Here is a 16,482-nt window from a genome sequence, read left to right as displayed (position 1 = left end):
TTGCTGTTTGATATAATATGGTGACAATCATGATTATAGATCGATAAATGCTAAGCGCAATGTTGGCAGGCAAAATGAAAAATAATAAAAAGCAGGGTAAGGATTAATGAATACGGAAAGATCTTGTTAATACTTCTTCTATGGGAATAAATCCACCAAAGAGTTCATCTTCTTGGTTGGCAATGGTCATTTCAAACACCCATAAGAATTGATCTTCAGTAATGGTGTGCGTGCCAAGGGATATGATTTGTTCAATAATAAATTCAAGCTCATGTGATTGAATATCGCCTGCTAAGTAAGCTTCAAGCAAGAATCGCAGGCTTTCTGTTGGAATAATCGCCTTTTCTTGTGGTGTAAAGACACGTACGGTTTCAGGGTGATAGTCTGCTCTTGGCTCATCATTGAATTTGCTAAAGCGCTCAAGCCAAGCAATTGCTTGTTCAATCGCCTGTGGCGCAAGACCTGCTTTTTGCAATTCATGCAATATCTCTTGTGAGTTCGTCAATTTGACCATATCACCATCGAAATAGGGCAAATCGCTAAACAGCGACATGAGAACTTGTAGTATAGGGGCTTTGTTGTTCATGTTACCTTATTAGATTCGTTTATATCCGCCAGGAACTGCGCCAATAAGCGCTTCGATCTCAAGCTCAAACAGTATGCCAGTTATTTTTGCGTATGTTAAGTTGGTCGTGTCGATAATTTTGTCAATCGTAGTGCAACTTGAGCCAATACTGTCAAAAACAAGCTGTTGCTCGCAGGTGAGTAATAAGGATTGTTGAAAGGGTGTTTTCGACGCATTGAGTGTTTGTTTGAGGTTGAGCTCTTCGAGGATATCCTCTGCTGAACAAACGAGTTTCGCTCCCATCTGAATGAGCTTATGGCAGCCATGACTCTGACTGTGAAAGATATTGCCAGGGATAGCAAAAACATCGCGATTTTGCTCTAAAGCATGCATTGCCGTGATCAGTGAGCCACTTTTGTGCGCCGCTTCTATGACAACAACCCCAAGGCTTAAGCCACTAATTAGTCGATTTCTTTTGGGAAAGTGAAATCGCTTAGGCGCTTGTCCTAATAAAAACTCAGAAATAACCAAACCGTGGTTCTGAAGTTGAGCATAAAGATGACGGTTTTGTGCCGGATAACAGATATTAATCCCAGTACCAAGTACGGCAATGGTCTTGCCATGGCAGTTAAGTGTTTCTTGATGTGTCAAAGTATCGATGCCAAGCGCCATGCCACTATTGATGGTGAGCCTAGCCTGTACAAGTTGTGGGATAAGTGCTTTGATACATTCACTGCCGTAAAGACTGGCTTGGCGCGTGCCAACAATAGCTAGTTGCAATGTGTTTAAAAGAGAAATATCGCCAATGGCATATAAGCTCAATGGTGGATCGCTAATTTGTTTTAATTGCGGAGGAAATGCTATATCAATAAGATGAATTAAATGATGTTTGTCAGAAGAGGCAAGCCATGTTTCAAGTTTCTTAAGATAAGGCGTGAATTTCTGCTCTTGAATAAAAGTAATCGTTTCATGACTTAAATGCAAAACTTGCTGATAGTGATGTGGTTTGGCAAGAAAGTCATCAATACTGACTTTAAGGCTAACAAGTTTTTGGTAGTGTTTAGAAGCAAACCCAGGAATCGTGTGTAAAACACTAAAGCTCATGTTTGACATGGTGTTTGGGTAGTTGAGTTAATACGGTACTGCCAATCATAACTTCTTGTTTGGCATCGGTTACAAGTGCTATGGCATGATGACTAGCAAGTCGATAGACAAATCCTTGCCCTAAAAGCTGTCCTGGGATGGCGTAACCATCAACTTTTTTAGCAGGTGATTCAAAGTAAACTCGCATGCCCATTTTAAGTCCAGCATTTTGCCCTGTATTGATTAAGACAGATTGATAAGTTCCAGCAAAATCGGCTTCACCCTCTAGTTGTGTGACTTCACCATTAATATTGTTATCAGCGATAATTTCATCATGAGGTAGTTTTGTTTGCACTAAATCAAAAGGCAATGCATGATCTCCGATATTAATTTCTTGGGTAATATTCATAATGCGCAGTACCAGTGTGCCTTGGTAATTGCTAGTAAACTCAGCTTTGCCAAGGCGTTTGAAAATATAATCGTATTTGTTCTCAGAGTAAGGGATGCTATTTACATGTGAAAAAACATAATAAAAAGGTGCCTCACTCGTTTTAGAAACATAAACGGTATCACCAGAGCTTACAAGCGCTTGTCCTTTTGATGAGGCAATGATTTTGCCAGCATCCTTTAGAGGAATGTTAGATAAATAGAAATTACTAAAAAAAATATGATATTTGTCATATAAAGACTCGGCTTGTACAGGCTTGATGAGCAGCGTCGAGAGTAGTAAAAAGGTAATAGGCAGCAGCAGCTTATATGAAATCATGTTAAGTGGTGCTTGTTGTGCAAAGGAGTATTTGTGCATTTTTTATAAATCTCGTAGAATGTGCGCGTTAGTAACCTGCTAAAACTCTAGCCCAGATGTTGGGGAAAAGCAAAAAAAGCATAATTAAAAAATAATTAAAAAATTAAAACAAAGGAATTCCATGAAAATACAAAGAGATAGCTTTGTAAAGATGCATTTTAAAATCCGTTTAAAAGATGGATCCATTGCTGAAGATACAAAAAACTATGATCACCCATATGTTTTCCAAATGGGCAAAGAGACGTTTTCAGAAAAAGTAGAAAACGAGCTAATTGGGTTGGAAGTTGGTGCGAATCGTAAGATGATGTTGATGCCTGAAGATGCCTTTGGTCAAAAGCATCCCGCGATGATTTATGAGGTGCCAAGAAAAAGATTCCCAGAAGAGATGGCATTAGAGCAAGGTCTAATCGTTGCCTTCTCACAAAAGGATGGAACAGAGTTGCCCGGTGTGATTGTTGAGATTCACGAGCATGATGTGACGGTTGATTTCAATCATCCATTATCAGGGCAAGTGATTTTGTTTGATGTGGATATTTTAGAGATTTCAGATAAGGAATTTGCCTAATGAAAATTATTTTAGCCAACCCACGGGGATTTTGCGCAGGTGTTTCACGCGCTGTCGATGTTGTTGAACGTGTGCTTGCAATAGAGCCACATCCTGTCTATGTGCGCCATGAAGTGGTGCATAATCGTGCGGTGGTTGAGAGTCTCAAAGAAAAAGGGGCAATTTTCGTTAAAGAATTACATGAAGTGCCAGATCATGCCGTTTGCATTTTTAGCGCGCATGGCGTCTCACAAGCAGTAGAGGAAGAGGCTAAACGCAAAGCGCTTAAAATTTACGATGCGACTTGTCCATTGGTAACAAAGGTGCATCGGGAGGTGCAAAAAGCCAGCAATATTGGTGTTGAATGTGTGCTTATAGGTCACAAAGGGCACCCTGAGGTTGAGGGGACTCTTGGGCAATATAAGAATGAGTACAGTCAGATCTATTTGGTTGAAAATGTCGATGACGTGGCAAACCTAGATGTGCAAGATCCAACAAGGCTTATTTTTGCAACGCAAACAACCTTATCGGTTGATGAAACAAAAGATATTATTGCTGCATTAAAGGCTAAATATCCTGAAGTCAGTTCACCGAAAAAAGAAGATATTTGTTACGCTACACAGAATCGCCAAAATGCCGTAAGGCAGTTGGCTAAAGAGGTTGATATTCTCTTGGTAGTAGGCTCTAAAAATAGCTCTAACTCAAATCGCTTGCGTGAGCTAGCTGAAAAAGAGGGTGTTGATGCTTATTTGATTGATAATAAAAATGATATTAATCTTGAATGGTTTGCTCATAAGCATAATGCAGGTGTTACCGCAGGGGCTTCAGCGCCTGAGTATTTGGTGCAGCAAGTGGTCAGTTTCTTGCAAACACACTTTGTTGATGCGTACGTTGTCGACTTTGAAGGCGTTAAGGAAGAAGTGACTTTCCCTTTACCAAAGTTATTAAAACAAACTAAGCTTGGTGGTGTAAAAAAGGCTAAGCTTAATGATTTTTAGATTAAAGATGTCGTGAAAGGCAACAAAAGTAACGTGTAAGGATAATGCGATGAAAGATGATCAATCGTTAGATAAGCAAGTAACACAACGCAGTAAAAGTATTTATATTCTGCCAAATTTATTTACTTCAGCCAGTTTATTCGCTGGGTTTTATGCGATTATTGCTGCGTTTAACAGTCACTTTGTACTGGCGTCAGTGTGTATTTATGTTGCCGCGATTATGGACTCATTAGATGGACGTGTTGCGCGTTTAACCAATACCCAAAGCGCGTTTGGTGCAGAATATGACTCATTAGCGGATATTGTTTCCTTTGGTGTGGCGCCTGCTTTAATTATCTATTTTTGGGCAGTCAAGCACTTAGACCAATTTGGTTGGGCAGTAGCATTTGTTTATTTGGCATGTGTAGCTTTGCGTCTGGCGCGTTTTAATACGCAACTTGATGATAATAGCCCTGATAGTAAACGCTATTTTACCGGTTTGCCGTGTCCGGCATCTGCTGCCACCATTGCTGGATTTGTGTGGTTTTGTAATACGCTTGGGCATACATCTGCTGAAGGATGGGTGACATTTTTCGCAACGATTATCACACTTTATCTGTCAGCGATGATGGTGAGTAATATTAAGTTTAGAAGCTTCAAAGATTATGATCTAAAAGGTAAAGTGGTTTTTACGCAAACGGTGTTTGTTGTATTTATTATCGCAATTATCTTTATTGATCCATCGGTTACTTTGTTTGTGATATTTATGGTTTATGCGCTATCAGGGAGTGTCGCACGAATCTTTAAAGGTAAACAAACGATGCAACAGGTTAAATAAATTATAGAATGGGGTAGTTATATTATTGATTGGTGTGTAGATTTCCACCGACAAGATGCTTTATCACCATGCCCGCAATCGTTAACCCAAACAATGCCGGCATGTAGCTAATTGTGCCATTAACGGCACGATCACGGCTATCACCGCCAACGGGCTCAGGTGGCAATGGCGGCAATGAGCTCTCGGTTGAGTAAACGGCAAGAATCCCTTTTTTAACTTTCAGGCGACGCAAGCGAATACGCACGAATTTAGCGAGTTTACACATGCTTGTTTGATAGATATCAGCGACTTTAATCTGTGTAGGATCAAGCTTGCCACCAGCACCCATGCTTGAGATGACCTTGTAACCCTGTTTATGCGCATAAGCAACGAAGGCAACCTTACACACAAGGCTATCAATCGCATCAATAACAAAGTCATAGTATTTGTCAAATATAGGTGTCATATCATCTTTGCGAATAAAATCATCAATAATATTAACTTTACAATTAGGGTTAATATCTAGAATGCGCTCGCGCATGATTTGGGCTTTTTTGATGCCAATATTTGAGTTCAGTGCGACTAATTGGCGATTAAGATTAGATGGTGAGACAACATCATGATCAATTAATGTGATTTCACCAATGCCCGCGCGAGCTAGGGCTTCTGCAGCAAAAGAGCCAACGCCACCAACACCGGCAAGCAATACATGTGATTTTTTTAGTCGTTCAATACCATCATCATTGACCAGAATAGCCGTGCGTTCAAAAAGTCCTGTATGTTTCATTGAAAATTAAGCATTTATTTTTTGCGGTAGTATGCCAGATAAACACTGTAGATGCATTAATCTTGGCTAAATAGTGCGTCAATAAAGTCATCGGCATGAAATGGGCGAAGATCATCAATCTTCTCTCCAATACCAATAAAGCGAATCGGAAGCTTCAACTTTTTAGCAATTGCGAAAATCACACCACCTTTGGCTGTGCCATCCATTTTTGTGAGCGTAATACCAGTAACTGATAGAATTTTGTTAAATACGTCTGCTTGCATAATAGCATTTTGTCCGGTGCCTGAGTCTAATACCAGCATAACTTCATGCGGTGCCTTATCATCAAGCTTTTTCATCACACGTGCGACTTTCTTAAGCTCTTCCATTAGATTGTCTTTGTTGTGCAGACGCCCTGCAGTGTCAGCGATGACAATGTCAATACTTCTTGATTTGGCTGCTTGTACTGCATCATAGATAACTGAAGCGCTATCTGCCCCTGTGTGTTGGGCAATGACGGGGATATGGTTGCGCTCACCCCACACTTGAAGTTGTTCAACAGCCGCTGCACGGAAGGTGTCACCTGCTGCTAAAATAACCGATTTACCTTCAGTCTGAAACTTCTTAGCCAGTTTGCCAATCGTTGTCGTTTTGCCAGCACCATTAATACCAATCATTAGAATAACATATGGCTTATGTGCGCTATCAATTACTAATGGTTTTTCAGCAGGTGTGATAATTTCTTTGAGCTTCTCTTTAATAAGATCAGTAAGTGCTTCCATGGTTTGTAGTTCATTGCGACTGACTTTATTACGCACCGTTTCCATGATTTCTTGGGTTGCTTCAACGCCAATATCTGCAGTTAGTAGCTGCATCTCAATATCATCGATTAGATCATCGTCAATGACTTTTTTACCCAAGAGTAAATCACCAATGCCACCACCGAGTTTTGAGCGTGTTTTTTTCAAACCATCTTTTAAACGCGCAAATAATCCACGTTTATCATTGTTAGATGTTTCAATTACAACGGTTTTTTCTTTATTGTCTATTGTTGGTGTATTTGTGCTAGAGGATGCTGATGACTCAGGTATTTGAATATCAGTATTTGCTTTAGGTTCAGCTTCAACTTCAACTGGTATTGAAACAGTTGATGTTTCTATTTCATTTACAGTTTCTTGTTGAGGCTCTGCTGCTGTAACGTCTTCTTGTATTTTTTTATCTTGAATAGTGTGAGCATCAGGACGTTTGATTTTTTGTTCATTACTACGTTTAAAGCGGTTAAATAAACCCATATCGATCAAAGTATAAATTTAAACTAGATGCATTCTGCATGATGCAGTAAGGCTTTTCAAGTGTGCTTTATTGTTATTTGCGATCAATGCCGAAGAAATCTGAGTATTGTTTGATGGAATCATTAATCTGATAATATTCTGGCATCACAGCTAAAACGAACTTGTTGGCAGAGGCAACTGCAGTTGATTTTTTGTGACATGTTAAAATTGTGCAATGAAGCCACCCCAAACTAGACCAGCACCAAAGGCCTCAGTTAGGATTGTTTGTCCTGGTTTTATTAGGTTGTTGCGTACGGCATGATCAAGCGCTAGAGGAATGGAAGCCGCTGAAGTGTTGCCATGATTTTCAAGGGTGATGATTACCTGTGACATCGGCATATTAAGCTTCCTGGCAGTTGCTTCAAGAATGCGGTAGTTGGCTTGATGGGGAACTAGCCAGTCAATATCGGTATTCTGCATATTGGCTTTAATTAGTAAATCAGATACCAGATCACTAAGCTTAGAGACAGCCTTTTTAAAGACTTTATTGCCTTCCATGTGTAACATGGCAGGATACCCATTTTGGGTAAATGGTGTTTTACTTAAAAGTCCTGGGATATTTAGCATATCTTTGCCTTCGCCATCGCAATAAAGTGTTGAGGCAATAATGCCAGGTTCGTTACTTTGGCTTAAGACAACAGCGCCAGCGCCATCACCAAAGAGGACACAAGTTGAGCGATCTTGCCAATCAAGCGTGCGTGACATGCGCTCAGAAGCAATGACTAAGGCGTTTTTAGCACTACCATTTTCAATATATTGTTTAGCAATATCAACAGCATAAACAAAGCCACTGCATGCAGCACTGATATCAAATGCCGGACAACAAGGTGCGCCTATTTGTGTTTGAACGATACTCGCAGTTGATGGCATGATATAGTCTGCGGTGCCTGTGGCAACGATAATAAGATCAATATCTTGAGCTTGAATGTTTGCCATACTCATGGCGTTATTGGCAGCTTCAATTGCCATATATGCTGTGCTTTCTGATTCATCGGCAATATGACGTTGTTTGATACCAACGCGTTGTGTGATCCATTCATCAGAGGTGTCAACCATGTTAGCAATATCTGTGTTATGTAGTACTTTGGCGGGTAAGTAGCTGCCAGTGCCAGTGATCTTTGCAAACATTGTTCTTAGCCTTAAGATTGCATAATGCGCTCAATTTGCGCCTGCGTTTTTTGCGGGATATTGTATTTGATTTCTTTGATTGCCTCGTAAATGGCAGTTTCAAACGCGTCAGCTGTGGCACCACCATGACTTTTAATCACAATACCTCTTAAACCAAGCAGGGATGCGCCATTATATTGGTTGGTGTCAAGTTTGCGTTTAAGCCCTGTCAGCACAGGTGCGCTCAACAGCATCGCAAGCTTGGAGAAAATGCTGTTGTTAAAACTATCTTTGAGCATGTCTGCAATGAGCTTGGCCGTGCCTTCCATTGTTTTAAGGGCGATATTTCCGGCAAAACCATCGCAAACAATCACGTCAGCTTTAGCTGAGAAAATATCATTGCCTTCGACATAGCCGATATAGTTGATGTGATCACAGTTTTGTAGCATTTTGGCTGCTTGTTTGATGCTGTCTAAGCCTTTCATTTCTTCTTCACCGATATTAAGCAAAGCAACTCGTGGGCGATCGGTGCCTTTAAGATTTGCAGCTAACACAGACCCCATAATGCCAAACTGGAACAACTGGTCAGATGAGCAGTTCACATTGGCACCCAAATCTAGCATGTAGACTGGATTCATTTTCTTGGTTTTGCGATCTAACGAGGGAATCGCATACACAATTGCTGGGCGATCAATTTCATTGAGTGTTTTTAATACAAACTTTGAGGTTGCCATCAAAGCACCCGTGTTGCCCGCGCTAACGCACGCGTCAACATCGCCGCTCTTAACAAGATTAATGGCAACGCGCATTGATGAGTCTTTTTTATTGCGAAGCGCCAATGCAGGGGATTCGTCCATCTCGACAATTTCATTGGCATTAACAATCGATAAGCGTGTCGTATCATATGGTGTTTTGTGTGAGGTTAAGAATTGCTCGATATCTTTGGCGATACCAACGAGGCAGATATGTAAATCAGGAAATTTTTTTAGCGCCGATAAGCAGGCAGGAATGGTGGTTTTTAATCCATGGTCACCACCCATGGCATCAATAGATATTTTATAAGATATTGAACTGGTCACAGTAATACAGAATAATTGCCTTATCGTGCAGTTATTCTATTCATCATCAGAGGCAACAGCAACTACTTTCTTGCCTTTGTAGTAACCGTTTGCAGACACATGATGGCGCAAATGCATTTCGCCTGTTGTTTTATCAGTTGAAAGCGCTGAAGCAGTTAATGCATCGTGTGAACGACGCATGTCTCTTCTTGAACGACTCTTTTTGTTTTGCTGTACAGCCATTATTAATTCTCCTATTTCACTACTTTAATATTAATCTTTCTTTGTAAATTTTAGCTCTTTTAAAGCAGAAAACGGGTTCGGTTTGTCCTGCTTTTCGGTGTCGCTAGTTTCAAAAACGCCATAGTATGACGTATTTTGTTGAGCTTGACAATCATTAAGTGATTTTTTTGGAATCAGCGGAATAGACAGTAAGATTTCCTCTTCTAGTAGCTCAACGAGGTTGATTTGATTGTCTTTATAGATGTAAGGATCATAAGTGTCTGGGAAGTTTTTAAAAAAACGATCATCTGTCACAAAACCAAGTTTAACCGGATCATTAAAGCAATATTCAAAAGGTTCAAGTGTTCTTTGGCAAATGAGTGTCACCTTGCCAGCAAGTTGCCCATCAAGTAGTGGCTTGTTGTTTTCAAAATGAAATTTAAGGTTAAGCTGAAAATCATAAGTTCCATCAACAATACATTCATGCAATGAAGCAAGATGCGAAAAACTAAAGATTTGATTAAGCTCCATGCCTTCTTTAGCAGCTTTGATGGGATCTAAAATAAAAGGTTTTTGTTGTAACATGCTTTATCTCAAGATTATCTTTGTTAAAGTACACAGGTGTTCATGATAATCAAAGTTTAGGAGTATGCAAGATGACTTTGCAAGTGGGTGAAAAAATAAGCTTGCCGCAGGTGGCAATGACCTCAAGTAAAACGTTTAAGCTTGACGATTACCGTGGCAATTATTTGGTGATTTACTTTTATCCAAAGGATAGCACACCAGGATGCACGACGGAAAGTATTGGTTTTACCGATCACTATAAAGATTTTGTCAAAGTTAATGCTACGATCCTCGGTGTGTCAAAAGATACCTTAAACTCACACGAGAAGTTCAAGGCAAAATATCATATGCCGTTTGAGCTTATTGCTGATACTGAAAAAGCGCTTTGTGAGGCATTTGCTGTGCTGAAAGAAAAAAGCATGTTTGGTAAAAAATATATGGGCATTGAGCGCAGCACGTTTGTGATTGATATGGAAGGCAAACTTATCAAAGAATGGCGTAAAGTCAAAGTGCCAGGGCATGTTGAGGAAGTGTTAGCATTTATCAAAAGTTTAAAGTGAGTCTCTTTTGAAATAGGATTTGTATTGATATGAAAAAAATTGATCATGCGTTAATGACTCAAATGGCGCAAAACGCCAAGGCGTCACCGCGTTTACGCGCACATCACAATTTCCACCCTGAGCTATCAGATTCCGTCAATCGATTAGCTATCCATCTTCAAAAGGGCACTTATATTCGTCCGCACAGGCATTCAGAATCGCATAAATGGGAGTTGATTATAGCGCTTAAAGGTCAGATAGGTGTGCTTATTTATGATAATGAAGCTGTTGTGATTGACCAATTTGTACTGGGCGCAGATGGCGATAATTTGGGGTTTGAGATGGCACCCAACACATGGCATTCATTATATGCAATAACTGATGAGGCATTATTTTTTGAGGTGAAACCTGGTCCTTTTACGCCAACACTAGAGAATGATTTTGTGCAATGGGCGCCAAAAGAGGGCGACAAAGAAGTGCTTGATTTTATGCAATGGCAGGCATCTGCCAAAGTGGGTGATCGTTATAAGTAATTGGCACTCATAGGATGCATTATGCTTAAGCTGATTTAACAAACCTTTTGTCTTTGATATAAATAGTGCGCAAAACACGTGCAATAGTTTGTTTATCTTGATCATGTATCTCGATCTCTTTCTGGAAATATATTTTGCCATTAACACTGGTTTGATGCTTGATTTGATTGATATCTTCATCACTTAAGCGAAACTCACAGTATACTGTTGATTTGCCGGGCGCGATGTACTTTATCGACGATTCCTTATCCCAGATAATATAGTCATTGCCTAAGATATGACTAAGCATTAGCGGATAAAAGGCATCGGTCATTGCAAACAGAGAGCCACCAAAGTGTGTGCCAAAATAATTTCGATTATGCCATTTTAGTGGCATCGCAACCTTGATATAGCGATAGTCTTTGGCAATATGTAAGGTTCTGATCCCCGCGCCGCGATAAGGGCGGTAACGATTAAGAATAAATTTAACAGCGCCTACTGGCATTTGCCTTAAGAATTTACGTGCTTTATGCCGCATACAACAGTCCATTTTCTAAAGATAGTGGCTATTTTATACTTACTATCAAATAAAGCATAGTGCAAATCGGCTTTTGAAAATGATTGGTGATGGTAGTGGCATTATCTTAAGAAGTTAGCAACAGTTAAAGTTGTGGTTATTTCTAAATCAAGGTGTACAAATATAAACTATGGAAGCCCATGAAGAAGAGCAAGCGTTTTGTCCGTGGATTAAGTCGGTTATAAATACTTGTGCAGTTTAGAGGACTTGTTTTCATAAAATACAATTTGCTTACCTTGATCAACCGTAAAGGTTTTTTCTTCTCCGGCATAAACTACTTCACTGCCAAGAGCCTTGCATCCTTTGATTTCTGAAGATGAGGCAAGTTTATCGTCAGTTTTTGACTTACTTTGTTTGTCTTGATTGTTCTGAGGTAATAAATCATATGTCTTAAAGTCTTTATCACAAGCATACATATTGCGCAAGACACTATAGCTGTTGCCGGTGTTCTTTACAGTAAGCAGACCGTCTTTATACTGATAATCTAGTGCTTTATGAATTTCTTTAGGCTGATTAAATAACTGCACTTTATAAGAAACCACGACTTGAACGCCACTGACCGTATCTTTATCATCGACACCAGTAAAGCCTTTGATGTCATTAACAACGGGGCTAATAGTAAGTGTATAAGCCTCTTCTGTGGTTACATCTTTATTTAATAAATTAGCGCGTACAATACGAGTCTGTTTGGCAGGAATGACCAGTTTTGGCGGAGAGACAATCATGCCAAATTTCTTTGGATCAATTGAACCATCAAAGGGCGTAAACTTCCCTATATTGGTATCGAACTTCTCGGCAATAACCTCAACATAAGCAGATTTATCACCTTCGTTTTTAACCTTGATATCAACATAAGATTGAGTGTTCGTTGACTTATGTTTGATCACAAGTGGCGTAACTGATATGCCTGCAATCGCAAATTGTAGTGGCAGTAAACCAAATAAACTAAGCTTTAAAAATTGTTTAAACATCGATATCTCCTTTTAACTTTATCATTTAAATCACTTGCAGTGACCAATTAATATTAAGGTTGAAATGTCCCTCAATCGTATCATTTGCTGAAACATTAAGAATGATACGATTTAAGTTAGCAAGTGTTGTGCCAGAAAACACCATGTCACAACTGCCTGATGACTGTGTGGTATTAAAAATAATGCCTTGAAGACCACCGTTATACTGACACAATGCTGAGTTAATTGTATTTATTGGCACAATGCTATTGCTTTGACTGTCTTCAAAACGAATCAATGACACAACAGCACCCGTGTGTGCATTGTGTAAATTATCTAACCCGAGGCCATAAACTTTTTTACCATCTTGTGTGATTGAGGTAAATTGATTCGGTACCTGTGGTGTGATAGTTAATCGATAGTTTTTATCCTCAAAGATGTTGGCAGTATGCGCTGTTAAGCTTACTTGGTCATAGTAACCACTGTTAAAATTAATCGTTGCATTGGGCGTGTCAATAACAAGTTGTGGTTCACCTAAGCTGTGAGCATATCCAAAGCTTGATAGCGCTAAATAGCTGCCGCTAATGATGCAGAGCAATTTATAATGTTTTTTTGATCGTAACATATAATACTCCAGTGTATTGGTCTTGGGTCATTTTAGCCGCTTTGAAGGTTAGCTCCATACGCTTGAAATGTTCAACAAGGGCTTGCCCACTAAATTCAAGCTCACAGCTGACTGGTTGTCCTATCGCAAAAAATGACAACTGATTATCAATAATGGCACAATTGGCGTTGTTTCTGCCATTGACTAAGTTCAATCGGTTATTTTGCGCATTTAAAAAAGCGATATGGCTTATGCCAACTTCGGCCTCTCCGTGATCGATCTTTCCTAACGGAATGACGACACTATTATCTTCTTTCAACGGTAGAAAGTTACTATTAAATGCATTAATGACCAAATCATAACGGTCACTTGGGTTATAGCGGTTGTTTTGGTTAAACATCACATCACTGGTGTAAACACTTTGACTATTGGAATGAATGCTTCCGGTAATTGGACTTAGGGTGAAGTCTAGTCGTGAGGGGATAGAGTAATTTAGTCCCGTTGTCACAACATGACTGACGCCTGTTGCATAGCTCAACATAACCGTGATGATAGTTGCTACAATCTTCATTCGAGTACCTGTTGCTATTGATCATGCTTGTATCATACGTGATGATTAGGTTAAAAAAAAACCAATTAGTATTTAAACACTTAATGACCTTATAAAATAGATTAATGCTTTATGTGCTGACTTTATTTTGATCACTTTATATTATGTGCTCATATCAAAACACATAATAAAATGGATAGAAAATGGTATTTCAGCATAAAAAAAGCGTTATGTATCTACTGGCTGCGTTGCAAGGTGGATTTGCTTTTGCTGAAATTCGTGCAATTGAGGATGAAAGCATTCCTAAAGGATTTGAAAATTATCAAGCAATATCAACGATGAATGTGCCGGTGTATATCAATGGACGTATCGTCGCAACGACTATGGTTAAATTTGATGATGCTACGATTGAAATAATTAATCCTGTAAGTGTTATTAATAGAGTTCCTACGCTATCTGATGCGAATAAACAAAAAGTGCTTGAAGTATTATCACAAAAGCTACCTAACCATAGTGAGAGACTTTGTAAGTTAGATGCGCCTAAAAGTGTAGGCTATGGCAATATTTGTCAGGCGCTGACACCTGAAATAGCGGGTGTGATTTTTAACCCAAGCAATCTTAATTTGTATGTTTTTATTAATCCTAAGTTTCTAGAAAGCACTAATGGGCCAATTAATCCAATGCTTGCGTCATCGACGTCTAGTTTTTCGTATTTTAATAATTCTTCTTTGCTCTATTCAACAACGGATTTTAACGATAGTAGTCTTAATCTAAATACCAATCAATATTTTAATTATGGCAATGCTAGCTTGTTAGTAACCCCTGCACTTGAGCAGACAGTCTCGCAGCGCAGTGATAACGACACAACGTTGAGCATTAATAACTTAACTTTGCGCTACTATTGGAATCCTGCCTTAATTTCAGCAGGAACAACAATAACGGCAGGGGATAATATCCTTGCTCAGCAAAACATTATTGGTATGAGTATGCGTAACAATAATGAAGTCTATAGCTATAGCACGAGTAACTCAGGCACGCCAGTAGAGGTATTATTGACAACAAATTCGCAAGTGCGTGTTTATAAAGATAATCAACTGATTTACGCCCAACAATTACCAGCAGGGAAGCAGAAGCTTGATACCTACAGCTTTCCAGATGGGTCATATAATATTACGATTGAAGTGATTGATCAGTTTAATAAAAAAACTGTATTACGTGAGTTTTTTACAAAGTTTTCATTGATTCCTGAAGTAGACAAACCAAACTATCAATTTGCATTGGGCTATTTGCAAAAAACGATTAATAGTAATGAGCATTTTTACTATCCTCAAAGCTATACCGATGAACCCGTTTTTAACGCAAAATGGACGCAGAGTTTAAATAACCGATTGGCATTAACAGGGAATATGCTGTCTAATTTTGACGATATCTATGCGACATTTGGCTTAGATAGTTTATTTGGTGGTAACTTAAGGCTGTCATGGTATAACACCGTTTCAAATGTTAATAAATATGCCTCAGCAATTACTGGTAGTTGGAACTTTGGTAATATCAGTTGGTATAGCAATATTCTAGGCGTTATTGATAATAATGACTCATTAATGCCTAAACCACAGCTTTTTAATCCTTTGCCAAGTGGTCAACAGTTGCAATTGCAAAACAACTTAAGCTTTACATGGTTAGGTGTCAGTACATCTTTATCACACAGTTGGAATACGATCACGCATCAGAATCGTTATGGTGTCAGCCTGTCTCGAAATTTATTTAGTACGTCAGGCTTAAGTGCTGATATGACATTCTCAGCGGTAAAGACAGATCATGATCACTTAATTCAAGCAGGTATTCGCTTTTACTTTACGCAAGGTCGTTGGAACGTTAGTGCCAGCACTGACTATATGGATGATGGTCAAACACAAGGCAAGTTTAATCAATCAGCTTCAGTCTACTACTCACATTATAGTAGTCCAAACGCTTATTTAAGCAGTAATGCAACGCTTAACTATAGTGAAGATAATAGCAGTGGATTTGTCTCTATCAATGGCGCCAATAAATTAGCACAATACAACGTGCAGAGTAATATCACAAAAGATACAACGCAAGTTTCTGCCATGGTTAATTCAAGTATGGCATTTGCTGAAAATGACTATGCCTTTGGCTATGATGGTGCTTATAACTCAGGCGTTGTGGCATCAGTTTATGCCGAGGGCAAGGCGGTTGAATATGATATTTATGATAATGATCTTAAGATTGGTCAAGGGCAAGGTACCGGTAATTTGTTTTTAATGCCAAGTTATAAAAATCATAATTTAACGATTGTGCCTAAATCTTCAGAGAGTTATCAATATGATCAATTGGCGAAAAAACTGGTCTTATACCCTGGTAATATTCAAAAGGTTGAATGGCATCTAGCACGTGTTGTGCCGTTTATGTCGCATATTGTAATTGATCATGATGGTGAGCTTCAGCCGTTAGCTCATGCAATTTTAAAGCAGAATGATGAAATCGTTGGCGTGACCAGTGATGATGGCTTTATTCAAGCAGATATTTTATCAACAAGCACTGAACTTGCTTTTGAAAAAGGCGATCAAACATGTCATATCCAATTGCCGACGATGGGCAAGGACGATCTATATATTTGGCAATCACAGACCGTGTGTAAATAAGTCTTTGAGGTAATGGCATTTAGCTTGTAAATATAGGCTTTGCAACGAACTTAAATCAGTCATCCCTGATAAAATGGATTGCCACGCATCCATGCTCGCAATGACAGTCTCTGATTTGTCATCCGTAAGCCAGGATGGCGTGAGGATCCAATGTGAAGCTGCCATGGATGGTTAGAGATCCTCCTAAAGGTAGTGCCATTAGTCTTTGAAGTGGGTATATACCGCTCACAAATGGGAGGTATCAAACT

The 16,482-nt window shown here is 39.2% G+C and carries 19 protein-coding genes; 6 read left to right on the top strand and 13 right to left on the bottom strand.

Annotated features, from left to right (window positions below; all coding sequences use genetic code 11):
• Positions 1 to 103 precede the first annotated feature (103 nt).
• Genes ACZ5V8_RS09620 through ACZ5V8_RS09610 form a run of 3 tightly spaced genes read right to left on the bottom strand, consistent with a single transcriptional unit; the run spans position 104 to position 2,414 of the window.
• Positions 104 to 586, bottom strand: coding sequence for a DUF494 family protein (locus ACZ5V8_RS09620; protein WP_192483515.1), 483 nt, complete (start codon positions 584 to 586; stop codon positions 104 to 106).
• 9 nt (positions 587 to 595) lie between these two features.
• Entirely contained in the window at positions 596 to 1,669 is a 1,074-nt protein-coding gene (dprA, locus tag ACZ5V8_RS09615) for a DNA-processing protein DprA (RefSeq protein ID WP_464217617.1), read from the bottom strand.
• Positions 1,659 to 2,414, bottom strand: coding sequence for a hypothetical protein (locus ACZ5V8_RS09610; RefSeq protein WP_464217616.1), 756 nt, complete (start codon positions 2,412 to 2,414; stop codon positions 1,659 to 1,661). Before ACZ5V8_RS09610 ends, dprA begins: the two co-directional genes overlap by 11 nt.
• 160 nt (positions 2,415 to 2,574) lie before the next feature.
• On the opposite strand from ACZ5V8_RS09610, the gene fkpB reads away from it, so the two are divergent.
• Genes fkpB through pssA form a run of 3 tightly spaced genes read left to right on the top strand, consistent with a single transcriptional unit; the run spans position 2,575 to position 4,812 of the window.
• A complete protein-coding gene (gene fkpB, locus ACZ5V8_RS09605; RefSeq protein WP_440615345.1) occupies positions 2,575 to 3,018 on the top strand; it encodes an FKBP-type peptidyl-prolyl cis-trans isomerase in 444 nt (147 codons plus the stop codon).
• Positions 3,018 to 3,995: a 4-hydroxy-3-methylbut-2-enyl diphosphate reductase gene (ispH, locus tag ACZ5V8_RS09600; RefSeq protein WP_464217615.1), complete on the top strand. Its 978-nt coding sequence runs from the start codon at positions 3,018 to 3,020 to the stop codon at positions 3,993 to 3,995. The genes fkpB and ispH overlap by 1 nt, the downstream gene beginning before the upstream one ends.
• A gap of 49 nt (positions 3,996 to 4,044) precedes the next feature.
• Positions 4,045 to 4,812: a CDP-diacylglycerol--serine O-phosphatidyltransferase gene (gene pssA, locus ACZ5V8_RS09595; protein ID WP_464217614.1), complete on the top strand. Its 768-nt coding sequence runs from the start codon at positions 4,045 to 4,047 to the stop codon at positions 4,810 to 4,812.
• Between the two features lie 22 nt (positions 4,813 to 4,834).
• Here the strand turns inward: pssA and ACZ5V8_RS09590 are convergent, their stop codons facing one another.
• The 6 genes from ACZ5V8_RS09590 to ACZ5V8_RS09565 all read right to left on the bottom strand — a co-directional run bounded on the left by ACZ5V8_RS09590 (position 4,835) and on the right by ACZ5V8_RS09565 (position 9,860).
• Positions 4,835 to 5,578, bottom strand: a complete 744-nt coding sequence (locus ACZ5V8_RS09590) for a tRNA threonylcarbamoyladenosine dehydratase (RefSeq protein WP_464217613.1) — start codon at positions 5,576 to 5,578, stop codon at positions 4,835 to 4,837.
• A gap of 56 nt (positions 5,579 to 5,634) precedes the next feature.
• On the bottom strand, positions 5,635 to 6,849 hold the full coding sequence (gene ftsY / locus ACZ5V8_RS09585) for a signal recognition particle-docking protein FtsY (RefSeq protein ID WP_464217611.1): 1,215 nt from the start codon (positions 6,847 to 6,849) through the stop codon (positions 5,635 to 5,637).
• A gap of 201 nt (positions 6,850 to 7,050) precedes the next feature.
• On the bottom strand, positions 7,051 to 8,016 hold the full coding sequence (locus ACZ5V8_RS09580; protein ID WP_464217610.1) for a beta-ketoacyl-ACP synthase III: 966 nt from the start codon (positions 8,014 to 8,016) through the stop codon (positions 7,051 to 7,053).
• A gap of 11 nt (positions 8,017 to 8,027) precedes the next feature.
• Entirely contained in the window at positions 8,028 to 9,062 is a 1,035-nt protein-coding gene (gene plsX / locus ACZ5V8_RS09575) for a phosphate acyltransferase PlsX (protein WP_464218734.1), read from the bottom strand.
• Between the two features lie 48 nt (positions 9,063 to 9,110).
• Positions 9,111 to 9,296, bottom strand: coding sequence for a 50S ribosomal protein L32 (rpmF, locus tag ACZ5V8_RS09570; protein ID WP_117002212.1), 186 nt, complete (start codon positions 9,294 to 9,296; stop codon positions 9,111 to 9,113).
• Between the two features lie 30 nt (positions 9,297 to 9,326).
• Positions 9,327 to 9,860: a YceD family protein gene (locus tag ACZ5V8_RS09565; RefSeq protein WP_464217609.1), complete on the bottom strand. Its 534-nt coding sequence runs from the start codon at positions 9,858 to 9,860 to the stop codon at positions 9,327 to 9,329.
• 71 nt (positions 9,861 to 9,931) lie between these two features.
• Between ACZ5V8_RS09565 and ACZ5V8_RS09560 the strand changes: the two genes are divergently transcribed.
• Positions 9,932 to 10,399, top strand: a complete 468-nt coding sequence (locus tag ACZ5V8_RS09560; RefSeq protein ID WP_464217608.1) for a peroxiredoxin — start codon at positions 9,932 to 9,934, stop codon at positions 10,397 to 10,399.
• 29 nt (positions 10,400 to 10,428) lie between these two features.
• A complete protein-coding gene (locus ACZ5V8_RS09555) occupies positions 10,429 to 10,911 on the top strand; it encodes a WbuC family cupin fold metalloprotein (RefSeq protein WP_464217607.1) in 483 nt (160 codons plus the stop codon).
• A gap of 25 nt (positions 10,912 to 10,936) precedes the next feature.
• On the opposite strand, the gene ACZ5V8_RS09550 is transcribed toward ACZ5V8_RS09555, so the two are convergent.
• From ACZ5V8_RS09550 to ACZ5V8_RS09535, 4 genes are all read right to left on the bottom strand, one after another.
• Positions 10,937 to 11,428 carry a DUF4442 domain-containing protein gene (locus ACZ5V8_RS09550; protein ID WP_464217606.1) on the bottom strand — a complete coding sequence of 164 codons (492 nt, stop codon included), beginning with the start codon at positions 11,426 to 11,428 and terminating at the stop codon, positions 10,937 to 10,939.
• 218 nt (positions 11,429 to 11,646) lie between these two features.
• A complete protein-coding gene (locus ACZ5V8_RS09545; RefSeq protein ID WP_464217605.1) occupies positions 11,647 to 12,438 on the bottom strand; it encodes a fimbrial biogenesis chaperone in 792 nt (263 codons plus the stop codon).
• 25 nt (positions 12,439 to 12,463) lie between these two features.
• Entirely contained in the window at positions 12,464 to 13,042 is a 579-nt protein-coding gene (locus ACZ5V8_RS09540; protein WP_440615356.1) for a hypothetical protein, read from the bottom strand.
• Complete coding sequence (locus ACZ5V8_RS09535; RefSeq protein ID WP_464217604.1) at positions 13,017 to 13,592, bottom strand: hypothetical protein; 576 nt, start codon at positions 13,590 to 13,592, stop codon at positions 13,017 to 13,019. The genes ACZ5V8_RS09540 and ACZ5V8_RS09535 overlap by 26 nt, the downstream gene beginning before the upstream one ends.
• Positions 13,593 to 13,774: 182 nt before the next feature.
• Between ACZ5V8_RS09535 and ACZ5V8_RS09530 the strand changes: the two genes are divergently transcribed.
• Positions 13,775 to 16,234, top strand: a complete 2,460-nt coding sequence (locus ACZ5V8_RS09530) for a TcfC E-set like domain-containing protein (protein WP_464217603.1) — start codon at positions 13,775 to 13,777, stop codon at positions 16,232 to 16,234.
• Positions 16,235 to 16,482: the final 248 nt, after the last annotated feature.

It is taken from the genome of Cysteiniphilum sp. GTC20157, from assembly GCF_055396795.1.
This window is presented reverse-complemented; position numbering and strand designations above follow the sequence as displayed.

Excerpts from the sequence above, each read along its gene's own strand:
- ACZ5V8_RS09620 (WP_192483515.1), bottom strand. The coding sequence starts at position 586 with ATGAACAACAAAGCCCCTATACTACAAGTTCTCATGTCGCTGTTTAGC.
- dprA (WP_464217617.1), bottom strand. The coding sequence starts at position 1,669 with ATGAGCTTTAGTGTTTTACACACGATTCCTGGGTTTGCTTCTAAACAC.
- ACZ5V8_RS09610 (WP_464217616.1), bottom strand. The coding sequence starts at position 2,414 with ATGATTTCATATAAGCTGCTGCTGCCTATTACCTTTTTACTACTCTCG.
- fkpB (WP_440615345.1), top strand. The coding sequence starts at position 2,575 with ATGAAAATACAAAGAGATAGCTTTGTAAAGATGCATTTTAAAATCCGT.
- ispH (WP_464217615.1), top strand. The coding sequence starts at position 3,018 with ATGAAAATTATTTTAGCCAACCCACGGGGATTTTGCGCAGGTGTTTCA.
- pssA (WP_464217614.1), top strand. The coding sequence starts at position 4,045 with ATGAAAGATGATCAATCGTTAGATAAGCAAGTAACACAACGCAGTAAA.
- ACZ5V8_RS09590 (WP_464217613.1), bottom strand. The coding sequence starts at position 5,578 with ATGAAACATACAGGACTTTTTGAACGCACGGCTATTCTGGTCAATGAT.
- ftsY (WP_464217611.1), bottom strand. The coding sequence starts at position 6,849 with ATGGGTTTATTTAACCGCTTTAAACGTAGTAATGAACAAAAAATCAAA.
- ACZ5V8_RS09580 (WP_464217610.1), bottom strand. The coding sequence starts at position 8,016 with ATGTTTGCAAAGATCACTGGCACTGGCAGCTACTTACCCGCCAAAGTA.
- rpmF (WP_117002212.1), bottom strand. The coding sequence starts at position 9,296 with ATGGCTGTACAGCAAAACAAAAAGAGTCGTTCAAGAAGAGACATGCGT.
- ACZ5V8_RS09565 (WP_464217609.1), bottom strand. The coding sequence starts at position 9,860 with ATGTTACAACAAAAACCTTTTATTTTAGATCCCATCAAAGCTGCTAAA.
- ACZ5V8_RS09560 (WP_464217608.1), top strand. The coding sequence starts at position 9,932 with ATGACTTTGCAAGTGGGTGAAAAAATAAGCTTGCCGCAGGTGGCAATG.
- ACZ5V8_RS09555 (WP_464217607.1), top strand. The coding sequence starts at position 10,429 with ATGAAAAAAATTGATCATGCGTTAATGACTCAAATGGCGCAAAACGCC.
- ACZ5V8_RS09550 (WP_464217606.1), bottom strand. The coding sequence starts at position 11,428 with ATGCGGCATAAAGCACGTAAATTCTTAAGGCAAATGCCAGTAGGCGCT.
- ACZ5V8_RS09545 (WP_464217605.1), bottom strand. The coding sequence starts at position 12,438 with ATGTTTAAACAATTTTTAAAGCTTAGTTTATTTGGTTTACTGCCACTA.
- ACZ5V8_RS09540 (WP_440615356.1), bottom strand. The coding sequence starts at position 13,042 with ATGTTACGATCAAAAAAACATTATAAATTGCTCTGCATCATTAGCGGC.
- ACZ5V8_RS09535 (WP_464217604.1), bottom strand. The coding sequence starts at position 13,592 with ATGAAGATTGTAGCAACTATCATCACGGTTATGTTGAGCTATGCAACA.
- ACZ5V8_RS09530 (WP_464217603.1), top strand. The coding sequence starts at position 13,775 with ATGGTATTTCAGCATAAAAAAAGCGTTATGTATCTACTGGCTGCGTTG.